Here is an 11564-nt window from a genome sequence, read left to right on the forward strand (position 1 = left end):
CCTGTCCCTCTTCCTTCTCATTAAAGACGCTTTCGGCGGATAGTAATTCCCCGGCAGACAAATTCTGTAGCCGGTCTTTAGTCGCAGGGGCCGAACGACATGCGGCGATGGCCGTCGGCGAAGGTGCTCGGTGGCAAGGATAGGGGGCTTGGCCTCATATGGGAAATTTCTCTGCTCGATGGGGTAAATAGTCGGCGTCAATGATCGTTCAGGGCTCCAGCGCTTGCAGGAAGCGCAGCAGCGCCACCTCCTCGCGTTCCAGGCGCTGGCGCTGGCGGGCGCGGGGCAGCCCGGCCAGGCGCCCCAGGTGAAAGTGCTCGAGGACGGCCGGGTGGATGTAGCTGCGCCGGCACACCGCTGGGGTGTTGCCCAGGTGCGCGGCCACTTGCCGCACGGTCGCGGCGACCTGGCGCCTGGCCTCGCTGTCCGGTTGCCAGGCCAGCGGCGTCAGCAGCGCCAACGCCAGGCTGCTGCCGGCCCAGGTGCGGTAGTCCTTGGCGGTGAAGTCGGCGCCGGTGAGTTGCTGCAGGAACTGGTTGACCTCGGTGGAGCCGACGCTGTGACGCTGCCCCTGTTCGTCGAGGTACTGGAACAGCGCTTGGCCGGGCAATTCCATGCAGCGCTTGACCAGCCCGGCCAGGCGCCGGTCGCGCAGGGTGACGTTGTGCTCGACCCCGCGCTTGCCACGGAACTGGAAGCGCAGGGTGCTGCCCTTGACCTGCACATGGCGGGTATTGAGGGTGGTCAGCCCATAGGAGCGGTTATCGCGCAGGTACTGGCGGTTGCCGATGCGAATCAGGGTGCTGTCGAGCAGGCTGATCACCAGCGCCATGACTTTCTCGCGGTCCAGGCCGGGGCGGGCGAGGTGGGCGTCCAACTGCCTGCGCAGTGTCGGCAGGGCCTCGGCGAACGCCAGCATGCGCCCGTACTTGTGCTGGTCGCGCAGCGTGCGCCATTGCTCATGGTAGCGGTACTGCTTGCGCCCGCGGGCGTCGCGCCCGGTGGCCTGCAGATGACCTTGCGGGTCGGCGCAGATCCACACATCGGTATAGGCCGGGGGGATCACCAGGGCGGCGATGCGGGCCAGGGTCTGCGCGTCGCGTACCCGTTGGCCCTGGGCGTCGTAGTAATGGAAGTGCTCACGCCAGCGCCGCCGGCTGAGCCCAGGCTGGGTGTCATCGACATAGTGCAGCGCGGCGGGCAGCGGGCAGTCGGGCATGGGCGCGATCCAGGCAGTGGTGGTGCTGCAATGGACAACAGCCGCCTCGTTGTTGCTCAGCCGAGCAGCGCCACCGATTTGATCTGCGCCCACAGCCGCTGGCCGGGCTGCACGCCGAGCTGCTCAGCCGAGTAGCGGGTGATGCGCGCCAGCAGGGCATTGCCGTTGGCCTCCAGGCTCACCAGGACATGGGCTGGGTTGTCCGCGGCGCGGCACTCGCGCACCCGAACCGGCAGGCGGTTGAGGATGCTCGAGGCGGTGTCCGCGGTCAGCGCCAGGCTGACGTCGCGGGCCTGGACCTTGAGCCGCAGGGTGCTGCCGACATGCAGCTTGGGGTGGGCGATGCGCAGCAGTGGGCCCTCGCTGCCGGGCAGGCGCAGGTCGAACAGCCCGTAGTGCGGGTCATGGCCGACCACCACGCCTTCGAGCACCACGCCGGCGTCCTCGCCCTGGGCCAGCGACAGGTCGAGGCGGGCCAGGGTCTGGCCGATCGGCCCGCTGGCCAGGGCCTGGCCTTGCTCCAGCAGCACCAGGTGGTCGGCCAGGCGGGCCACTTCATCCTGGGCATGGCTGACGTAGATCAGCGGAATGTCCAGCTCGTCGTGCAGGCGCTCCAGGTACGGCAGGATCTCGCGCTTGCGGGCGCTGTCCAGGGCCGCCAGGGGTTCGTCCATCAACAGCAGGCGCGGGCTGCTGAGCAGGGCCCGGGCGATGCCGACCCGTTGCGCCTCGCCGCCAGACAACGTGGCCGGCTTGCGCGCCAGCAGGTGGCCGATCCCCAGTAGCTGGCAGGCGTGTTCCTGGCTGATCTTGCGCGCCTCGGGCGCGACGCGGCGCCAGCCAAATTCCAGATTGCCGCGCACCGACAGGTGCGGGAACAGGCTGGCCTCCTGGAACACATAGCCCACCGGGCGCTTGTGCGGGGCCAGGAAAAACCCGCGGGCGCTGTCTTCCCAGACCTCGCCGTTGACCTCGATGTAGGCACTGGCGGCGCGCTCCAGGCCTGCCAGGCAGCGCAGGCAGGAAGTCTTGCCCGAGCCGGAGTGGCCGAACAGCGCGCTGATGCCGCGTCCCGGCAGTTGCAGGTCGACATCCAGGGTGAAGTCGTCGCGCGCCAGTTTCAGCCGCGCCTGTATCGATGCACTCATCTCAGCTCCAGCCAGCCTTGCTGCGGCGGCCAGCGTAGAGCATCAGCAGCACCAGGAAGGAGAACACCAGCATGGCCCCGGCCAGCCAATGGGCCTGGGCGTATTCCATGGCCTCGACGTGATCGAAGATCTGCACCGAGACTACACGGGTCTTGTCGGGGATATTGCCACCGATCATCAGCACCACCCCGAACTCGCCCACGGTATGGGCGAAGCCGAGGATGCTGGCAGTGACGAAGCCGGGGCGGGCCAGCGGCAGGACCACGTGGATGAAGCTGTCCCAAGGGCTGGCGCGCAAGGTGGCGGCCACTTCCAGCGGGCGCTGGCCGATGGCGCCGAAGGCGTTCTGCAGCGGTTGCACCACGAACGGCATGGAGTACACCACCGAGCCGATTACCAGGCCGGTGAAACTGAACACCACGCTGCCCAGGCCCAGGGCCTGGGTTGCCTGGCCGATCCAGCCATGGGGCCCGAGGGCAAGCAGCAGGTAGAAGCCGATCACCGTCGGCGGCAGCACCAGGGGCAGGGCCACCACCGCGCCGATCGGCCCGCGCAGCCAGGAGCGGGTGCGCGCCAGCCACCAGGCGATGGGCGTGCCCAGCACCAGCAAGATGGCGGTGGTCAGGCTGGCCAGCTTGATGGTCAGCCAGATCGCGCCCAGGTCACTGGCGTCCAGCGGCATCAGATTTCATAACCGTAGGACTTGATCACCGCGGCAGCCTTCGGGCCCTTGAGGTAGTCCACCAGGGCCTTGGCCGCTGGGTTGTCCTTGCCCTTGTTGAGGATGACCGCATCCTGGCGGATCGGATCATGCAGTTCGGCAGGCACGATCCAGGCCGAGCCTTCGCTGATCTTGCCGTCCTTGTAGACCTGCGACAGGGCGACGAAGCCCAGTTCGGCGTTGCCGGTGGAGACGAACTGGAACGCCTGGGTGATGTTCTGGCCTTCGACGATCTTGGCCTTGGTGGCCTCGGTCAGTTTCAGCTTGTCCAGCACCTGGGTGGCGGCCAGGCCATAGGGCGCGGCCTTGGGGTTGGCGATGGACAGGTGCTTGAAGTCGTTCTTCTTCAGTACCTCGCCCTGGGCGTCGACGTAACCTGGTTTGGCCGACCATAAGGCCAGGGTGCCGATGGCGTAGGTGAAACGCGAGCCTGCGACGATTTCCTTTTCCTGCTCGAGCTTGGCCGGGGTGCTGTCGTCGGCGGCGAGGAACACTTCGAACGGGGCGCCGTTCTTGATCTGTGCGTAGAACTGGCCAGTGGCGCCATAGGCGGCGACCAGCTTGTGGCCGGTGTCCTTCTCGAAGTCCTTGGCGATGGCCTGGATCGGCGCTGTAAAGTTGGCGGCCACGGCAACCTGGACTTCATCGGCCCAGGCACTGTTGAGGCAGACAAGGCTGGCGAGGGTGCTGACGGCCAGGTGGGACAGGCGAATACGCATGCGAACGGCTCCAGAGGATGGCGGTTTTCGTTATGGTGCGAAATATATAGCGAGCAGCCATCCGTCGGGAAGGGGGAGCGTGATAAATTCCTGATCTATAGGTCAGCTTTTGCTGTCGGGCCGGCGATCAGCCGCGTCAGCTCGCCTGCGGGCATGGGTTGCCCCAGGCGCAGCGCCTGGCCCGACCAGAGGTTGCTGAAGTCGCTGTTGCCTTGTGGGTCGCTGATCGCCCGCAGCGGCATCAGCGCGCCACCGGCCAGTGGAAACCGCGACGCCAGCGCGCTCATCGGCCCCAGTTCGCGCATGATGCGGTTGTAGATGCCCCGTGCCGGGCGGCCGGTGAACAGGTTGGTCAGCGCCGTCGCGCTCGCCGGCGCGGTGTCCAGGGCATGGCGGTGGGCCGGGGAAACCTTGGCTTCGGGGCAGAACAGATAGGCGGTGCCGACCTGCACCGCCGAGGCGCCCAGGGCCAGGGCGGCGCGCAGGCCCCGGTGGTCGGCGATGCCGCCAGCGGCGATCACCGGGAGGCGCACCGCATCGACCACTTGTGGCACCAGGGCGAAGGTGCCGATCTGGCTGGTGAGGTCGTCGCTCAGGAACATGCCCCGATGGCCGCCGGCCTCGTAGCCCATGGCGATGATCGCATCGCAGCCGTGCCGCTCCAGCCAAATGGCTTCTTCCACGGTGGTGGCACTGGACAGGACCTTGGCCCCGCTGGCTTTCACCCGTTGCAGCAGTTCTGCAGGCGGCAGGCCGAAGTGGAAACTGACCACCTCCGGGCGCAGTTGCTCGACCAGCAGGCAACCCTGTTCATCGAACGGCGCACGACTGGACACTGGTGTGGGGGCGTCGAAGTCAGCGCCGACTTCATCGTAATAAGGCTTGAGCGCCTGCTTCCAGCGCGCATCGCGTACCGGGTCGGGAGCGGGCGGCTGATGGCAGAAGAAGTTGAGGTTGAGTGGGCCCTGACAGGCTTCGCGAAACGCTGCGATCTCACTGCGAATCTGTTCGCCGTCGAGCATGGCGCAGGGCAGGGCGCCCAGGCCGCCGGCGTTGCCAACGGCGATGGCCATCGCCGAACCCGTGGCGCCGGCCATGGGCGCCTGGAGAATAGGCAGCTCGATGCCCAGCAGGTCGAGGATGCGGCGGTCTTGCCAGGTGCTCATGGGCGACTCCTTGAGTGCGGTGTGTCGGGCGTGATTACAGGGCCTTGCTGACCTGGATGTCGCTGATCTTCTCGGCGTCCTCGCCGTGGATCTTGCGCAGGGCTTGCTGCGCCTGTTCCAGGGAGGCGTCGGGCATCTGGGCGAAATCCCAGCGACGCTGGCCGTCGAGCTTGTACTTGATCACGTATTTGGTGGTCTGGCTCATGCTGTGGTTATCCGAGTTTCGACGACGAGCGACGAATGATCTTGATCTTGTGGGTCAGGGTCGGTTTGCGCGTGACCGAAATAGGGCGTGTGGTCACGGTGTCGATGGTGATGTTCCAGAAGCCGGTGCTGGGCACGGTGATCTTCGCCGGGAACTTGTCGAAATGGCCGCCGTGATAGGTGTGTCGACCGCCGTTCTTGAAGCTGCGGAAGTTGGCGTCGTTCATCAGGCGGATGTTGCAGCGCTGGGAGCACTCGATGACGACGATATCGTCCTCGTTCAAGTGCTCGCGCTGGTGTACGAATTTCATGGGGTGCTCCGCAAGGATTGGTTCTGCAAACGCGCACGATATCACGATGTGCGGTTACACTTGCGCCCGGCTGGCCCCGCCAGGGAGATTTCTGCCATACCAGGGAGCAAATCGGCATGGATGTGGTCACAGGATGACTTTGAAGGTGGAGAGAGCAGCAATGAAATGGGTGGTAGCAACAGTGTCGCTGGCGTTGGGTGGTTGTGTCAGCGTTTCTGAATTGGAACAGTCCCACGCGACGCTGGACGTGATGTCCGGCAAATCGCCGCGCGAATATGCCGAGTGCGTGAAGCGCAAACTGGCCGATAGCCGCGATCCCTTGCAGGAACAAGTGCGCGATGACGGCTTGCGCCTGATCGTGCCGCAAAAACTCTCCTCCGGTGCCGGCCCAGCGGCTTTGCTGGACATCGACAAGCGTGGTAGCGGTAGCGCAATCAAGGTCTACGAACGGCTGAACAACTTCCCGCTGCGCCTGGGCGACGTGCGTACTTCGGCTACCCAGTGCATCTCCGGTTCTTGATCTGGCTCAGTTAAAAAGCGATTAACTGGCTCATTGCCACTTTCCTTCCCGGCGGCACGTTGTCGCAGGCCGGGGAATAAGCCTAGTATTTCTGGGCTTATATCGTTTAAGCCTAAGCTTATAACAAGGAAAATGGAGCCTCCGTGATGAAACCCCTGAGCCCCGTCGTGATCGGCAGCTTGCTGATCCTGGCCTGGCCCTCGGCGCACGCTGCCGACGGCCAGAAAATCTTCAACCAGGGCGGGGACAACCCCGCCGCCATGGCCTGCATCGGCTGCCACGGGCCGGATGGCAAAGGCATTGCCGCCGCCGGCTTCCCCCGCTTGGCCGGCTTGTCCGCCGGTTATCTGGCCAAGCAACTGGACGATTTTCGCAACGGCAGCCGCAGGCAGCCGGTGATGGAACCTTTGGCCAAGGCCATGGCGCCTGCGGAAATCGAGGCGGTCAGCGCTTATCTGAACAGCTTGCCCGCCGATGCCGCGCCCGACGTGCGCCGCCAGCAGATCGCCGACGACCCGGTGACCCGCCTGGCGCTGTATGGCGACTGGAGCCGGCAGATCCCCGGGTGCGTGCAATGCCACGGGCCGGGCGGCAGCGGCATCGGCGAGCACTTTCCGCCCCTGGCCGGACAGCCGGCGGGCTACCTGGTGGCCCAGCTCAACGCCTGGCGCGATGGCAGCCGCCGCAACGACCCCAACCAGTTGATGGTCAACGTGGCCAAGGCCATGACCGACACCGAGGTCAAGGAAGTCGCCGATTACTTCGCCAAGCTGTCCAGCCCGGAGGTCAAGCCATGAAGCCGATGATCCCAACCCTGCTGCTGCTGGCCATCGGCAGTGTCCAGGCCGCGCCTATCGCCATGGAAGACCAGTCCCAGCTCAAGGTCCCCGGTGTGCAGGCTGAGCCGCAGTTTGCCCCGCCGGCGGAAAACGCGATTCCGGACAACGCCTTTGGCAAGATGGTCCGCGAGGGCCATGCGCTGTTCGTCGATACCCGGCGGTTGATGCCCGAAGCTGCGAAAAATGGCTTGAACTGCAGCAATTGCCACCTGGACCAGGGGCGCATGGCGCATTCGGCGCCGCTGTGGGGCGCCTACCCGATGTACCCGGCGTATCGCAAGAAAAATGACAAGGTCAATACCTTCGCTGAGCGTATCCAGGGGTGTTTCACCTTCAGCATGAACGGCAAGCCTCCGGCGGCCGACAGCCCACAGATGACCGCCTTGAGCGTGTACGCCTATTGGCTGTCGACCCAGGCGCCGACGGGCGTGGAGATTGCCGGGCGTGGCTACCCCGAGGTCCCCAGGCCGGCAGCTGGCTACGACTTCAAGCGGGGCCAGCAGGTGTACCAGCAGCAGTGCGCAATCTGCCATGGCGACAACGGCGAAGGGCAGAAGGTGGCTGGGGAGTATGTGATGCCGCCGTTGTGGGGCAAGGACTCCTACAACTGGGGGGCCGGCATGCACCGGATCAACACCGCCGCGTCGTTCATCAAGTACAACATGCCGCTGGGCAAGCCTGGCAGCCTGAGCGATCAGCAGGCCTGGGACGTGGCCGCCTGGATCAACCGCCATGAGCGGCCGCAGGATCCACGCCTGGTCGAGGGCTCGATCGAGAAGACCCGGCTGAAGTTCCATGCCAACGATGGGGTCAACCTGTATGGGCAGAAGGTCGATGGCGTGTTGATCGGGCAGGGCATCGGCGGCTGAGGTACAGGCCTGTCATCACCTTGCCCCAGCCTTGTCACCGCCCTGCAATCCCCGCTGATGTTCCATGGCCGCAACCTTCAAAGGAGCGTGGCCATGGAACTGTGTGTGATCGGAGCGGGGTACGTGGGGCTGGTGACGGCCGCCTGTTTCGCCGAGATGGGCAACCGCGTGGTTTGCCTGGAGCACGACAAGGCACGCCTGGCGCAACTGCGCGAGGGCCAGTGCCCGATCTACGAGCCCGGCCTGCAGGCGCTGCTGCAAGCTGGCCTGCGCAGCAGCCAACTGAGTTTCACCGATGACTGCAGCCAGGCCCTGGCGCGGGCCGAGGTGGTATTCATAGCCGTCGGCACGCCCAGCCATGAGGACGGTTCGGCCGACCTGCGGCACGTGCTGGCGGTGGCCGACAGCCTGGGCCGTCACTTGCCACGGGCCTGCCTGGTGGTGAACAAGTCGACGGTGCCGGTCGGGACCGCCGAACGCGTGGCCCGGCAGATTGCCGCCGGCTTGCGCAGCCGTGGCGCCCGTTTCGTGGTGGAGGTGGCGAGCAACCCCGAGTTTCTCAAGGAGGGCAGCGCCCTCGATGACTTCCTGCGCCCGGACCGGATCATCATCGGCAGCGACAGCGCGCAGGCCGTGCAGTGCCTGCAGCGGCTGTACGCGCCCTTTGTGCGTAACCGCGAGCGAATCCTGCTGATGACGCCACGGGCCGCAGAGTTCAGCAAATACGCCGCCAACGCTTTCCTGGCCACCAAGATTTCCTTCATCAACGAATTGGCCGGCTTGTGTGGCCATCTGGGCGTGGATATCGAGCAGGTGCGCCGCGGCATCGGCAGCGACAGTCGTATTGGCAGCCACTTCATCTATGCCGGTTGTGGCTACGGCGGCTCCTGCTTCCCCAAGGACGTGCGGGCCCTGGTGCATTGCGCCGAGCAGCAGGGTTACCAACCGGCGATCCTCAAGGCCGTGCAGGCGCGCAACAGCGAGCAGAAGGCCTTGCTGTTCCAGGCCCTGCGGCAGCATTTTGGCGGTGTGCTGCGCGGTCGTCACGTGGCGTTGTGGGGGTTGGCCTTCAAACCCGGTACCGACGACCTGCGCGAGGCGCCCAGCCTGGTGTTGCTGGAGGCCTTGCTGGCCGCCGGGGCGCAGGTCCAGGCCTGTGACCCGGCGGCGCTGGCCGGGGTGGCGGACCGTTATCCGCAGGCCGTGGCCAGTGGCCAACTGCGCCTGAGCGAGGACCCCTACAGTTGCGTCGAAGGGGCCGACGCGCTGGTGTTGCTGACCGAGTGGAAGCAGTTTCGCCAGCCCGATTTCATCCGTGTAAGGGGGCTGATGCGCATGCCGGTGCTGTTCGACGGACGCAATATTTACGATCCCTCGGAACTATCTACACTGGGATATCTCTATCATGGCATCGGCCGACCACGGGCGGGGCATTGTAAGGTGACTGCCGCCTGATTAGACTGCGCCGAATTTCGTACGCAAAGCCCTTGTTAAGGACGTATATGATCAAGAAATGCTTGTTCCCGGCAGCCGGTTACGGCACTCGCTTCCTGCCCGCTACCAAAGCCATGCCAAAGGAAATGCTGCCGGTGGTCAACAAGCCACTGATCCAGTATGGCGTTGAAGAGGCACTGGACGCCGGCCTGAACGAGATCTCCATCGTCACCGGTCGTGGCAAGCGTGCCCTGGAAGACCACTTCGACATCAGCTACGAGCTGGAAAACCAGATCAAGGGCACCGACAAGGAGAAGTACCTGGTCGGTATCCGTCGCCTGCTCGACGGGTGCTCGTTCTCCTACACCCGCCAGACCGAAATGAAAGGCCTGGGGCACGCGATCCTGACCGGTCGCCCGCTGATCGGCGACGAGCCGTTCGCCGTGGTGCTGGCCGACGACTTGTGCGTCAACCCAGAGGGTGACGGCGTCTTGACCCAGATGGTCAAGCTGTTCAAGCAGTACCGTTGCTCGATCGTTGCCATCCAGGAAGTCGACCCGCAGGAAACCAACAAGTACGGTGTGATCGCTGGCGAAATGATCCGCGACGACATCTATCGCGTGACCAACATGGTCGAGAAGCCCAAGCCCGAAGACGCGCCGTCGAACCTGGCGATCATCGGTCGCTACATCCTGACCCCGGACATCTTCGACATCATCGCCAATACCGAGCCTGGCAAGGGCGGCGAGATCCAGATCACCGACGCCCTGCTGCAGCAGGCCAAGGATGGCTGCGTGATCGCCTACAAGTTCAAGGGCAAGCGTTTCGACTGCGGTGGCGCCGAGGGTTACATCGACGCGACCAATTTCTGTTTCGAGAACTATTACAAGACCGGCAAGGCGTACTGAGTTCGCCCGGCAGGTCCAGGAGCCACCCTTCGGGGTGGCTTTTTTGTTTGCGGCGGGCAACGGCGTTATGCTGGGCGCCTGCCTAGGAGAGTGAATACATGGCCTATGATTTTGATCTGTTCGTGATTGGCGCCGGTTCCGGCGGTGTGCGCGCGGCGCGCTTCGCCGCGGGCTTTGGCGCCAAGGTGGCGGTGGCCGAGAGCCGCTACCTGGGGGGCACCTGCGTCAACGTCGGCTGCGTGCCTAAAAAACTGCTGGTGTACGGCGCCCACGTTGCCGACGAGCTGGAACAGGCCGCAGGCTTTGGCTGGACCCTCGAAGAAGGCCATTTTGAGTGGGGCACGCTGATCGCCAACAAGAACCGCGAGATCGAGCGCCTCAACGGCATCTATCGCAACCTGTTGGTCAACAGCGGCGTCGCCTTGCTGCAGGGCCATGCTCGCATCACCGGGGCCAACGAGGTGGAAGTCGAGGGCCAGCGCTACAGCGCCGCCAATATTCTCATCGCCACCGGTGGCTGGCCGCTGGTGCCGGACATCCCGGGCAAAGAGCTGGCCATCACCTCCAACGAGGCGTTCTACCTCAAAGAGCTGCCGCGTCGCGTGCTGGTGGTCGGCGGCGGCTACATCGCCGTGGAGTTCGCCGGCATCTTCCAGGGCCTGGGCGCCGATACCACGCTGCTGTACCGCGGCGACCTGTTCCTGCGCGGCTTCGACGGCTCGGTGCGCACGCACCTGAAGGAAGAGCTGGAAAGGCGCGGCCTGGACCTGCAGTTCAATGCCGACATCCAGCGCATCGACAAGCTTGACGACGGCAGCCTCAAGGCCACCCTCAAGGATGGCCGCGAGCTGATCGCCGACTGCGTGTTCTACGCCACCGGTCGCCGGCCGATGCTGGACAACCTGGGCCTGGAGAACACTGGCGTGGAATTGGATGAGCGCGGCTACATCCGCGTGGACGAGCAGTACCAGACCACCGCGCCGTCAATCCTGGCCATTGGCGATGTGATCGGCCGCGTGCAGCTCACCCCGGTGGCCCTGGCCGAAGGCATGGCCGTGGCCCGGCGCTTGTTCAAGCCCGAGCAGTACCGCCCGGTGGACTACCAGAACATCCCCACCGCGGTGTTCAGCCAGCCGCCGATCGGCACCGTGGGCCTCACCGAGGAACAGGCGCTGGCCGCCGGGCACAAGGTGCAGATCTTCGAGAGCCGCTTCCGGGCGATGAAGCTGACCCTCACCGACATCCAGGAAAAGACCCTGATGAAACTGGTGGTGGACGCGGACACCGACAAGGTCCTGGGTTGCCACATGGTCGGGCCGGATGCCGGGGAAATCATCCAGGGCCTGGGTATCGCGCTGAAAGCCGGGGCGACCAAGCAGCAGTTCGACGAGACCATCGGCGTGCACCCGACCGCCGCGGAAGAGTTCGTGACCATGCGCACCGCAACCCGCTGAACGCCTCTGACGCTGACATTTGTAGGAGCGGCCTTGTGTCGCGAGAGGGCTG

At 65.0% G+C, this 11564-nt stretch carries 13 protein-coding genes; 6 read left to right on the top strand and 7 right to left on the bottom strand.

Going from position 1 to position 11564, the window contains the following annotated elements:
• Positions 1-208 precede the first annotated feature (208 nt).
• From ACODS5_RS04230 to ACODS5_RS04260, 7 genes are all read right to left on the bottom strand, one after another.
• Entirely contained in the window at positions 209-1219 is a 1011-nt protein-coding gene (locus ACODS5_RS04230; RefSeq protein WP_489108013.1) for a DNA topoisomerase IB, read from the bottom strand.
• 56 nt (positions 1220-1275) lie between these two features.
• Positions 1276-2367, bottom strand: coding sequence for a molybdenum ABC transporter ATP-binding protein (gene modC, locus ACODS5_RS04235; RefSeq protein WP_489108014.1), 1092 nt, complete (start codon positions 2365-2367; stop codon positions 1276-1278).
• A 1-nt stretch (position 2368) separates the two neighbouring features.
• Positions 2369-3049, bottom strand: a complete 681-nt coding sequence (modB, locus tag ACODS5_RS04240) for a molybdate ABC transporter permease subunit (protein ID WP_134693682.1) — start codon at positions 3047-3049, stop codon at positions 2369-2371.
• The gene (gene modA / locus ACODS5_RS04245) at positions 3049-3807 is read right to left on the bottom strand and encodes a molybdate ABC transporter substrate-binding protein (protein WP_134693683.1); all 759 of its coding nucleotides are present in this window, start codon (positions 3805-3807) and stop codon (positions 3049-3051) included. Before modA ends, modB begins: the two co-directional genes overlap by 1 nt.
• A gap of 95 nt (positions 3808-3902) precedes the next feature.
• Positions 3903-4973 (bottom strand): NAD(P)H-dependent flavin oxidoreductase, encoded by a 1071-nt coding sequence (locus ACODS5_RS04250; RefSeq protein ID WP_489108015.1) that lies wholly within the window; start codon positions 4971-4973, stop codon positions 3903-3905.
• A gap of 34 nt (positions 4974-5007) precedes the next feature.
• The gene (locus ACODS5_RS04255) at positions 5008-5178 is read right to left on the bottom strand and encodes a hypothetical protein (protein ID WP_489108016.1); all 171 of its coding nucleotides are present in this window, start codon (positions 5176-5178) and stop codon (positions 5008-5010) included.
• A gap of 7 nt (positions 5179-5185) precedes the next feature.
• Complete coding sequence (locus ACODS5_RS04260) at positions 5186-5488, bottom strand: DUF1883 domain-containing protein (RefSeq protein ID WP_134693685.1); 303 nt, start codon at positions 5486-5488, stop codon at positions 5186-5188.
• A gap of 160 nt (positions 5489-5648) precedes the next feature.
• On the opposite strand from ACODS5_RS04260, the gene ACODS5_RS04265 reads away from it, so the two are divergent.
• The 6 genes from ACODS5_RS04265 (at position 5649) to gorA (ending at position 11512) form a co-directional block, all read left to right on the top strand.
• Positions 5649-6008, top strand: a complete 360-nt coding sequence (locus ACODS5_RS04265) for a hypothetical protein (RefSeq protein WP_489108017.1) — start codon at positions 5649-5651, stop codon at positions 6006-6008.
• A 146-nt stretch (positions 6009-6154) separates the two neighbouring features.
• Entirely contained in the window at positions 6155-6805 is a 651-nt protein-coding gene (locus tag ACODS5_RS04270) for a c-type cytochrome (protein WP_489108018.1), read from the top strand.
• Positions 6802-7716, top strand: coding sequence for a c-type cytochrome (locus ACODS5_RS04275; RefSeq protein ID WP_134693688.1), 915 nt, complete (start codon positions 6802-6804; stop codon positions 7714-7716). Before ACODS5_RS04270 ends, ACODS5_RS04275 begins: the two co-directional genes overlap by 4 nt.
• 93 nt (positions 7717-7809) lie before the next feature.
• Positions 7810-9171, top strand: a complete 1362-nt coding sequence (locus tag ACODS5_RS04280; RefSeq protein ID WP_489108019.1) for a UDP-glucose dehydrogenase family protein — start codon at positions 7810-7812, stop codon at positions 9169-9171.
• Between the two features lie 47 nt (positions 9172-9218).
• On the top strand, positions 9219-10058 hold the full coding sequence (galU, locus tag ACODS5_RS04285) for a UTP--glucose-1-phosphate uridylyltransferase GalU (protein ID WP_134693690.1): 840 nt from the start codon (positions 9219-9221) through the stop codon (positions 10056-10058).
• A 98-nt stretch (positions 10059-10156) separates the two neighbouring features.
• Complete coding sequence (gene gorA / locus ACODS5_RS04290) at positions 10157-11512, top strand: glutathione-disulfide reductase (RefSeq protein WP_489108020.1); 1356 nt, start codon at positions 10157-10159, stop codon at positions 11510-11512.
• Positions 11513-11564 lie beyond the last annotated feature (52 nt).

The organism is Pseudomonas sp. FG47, assembly GCF_057809115.1.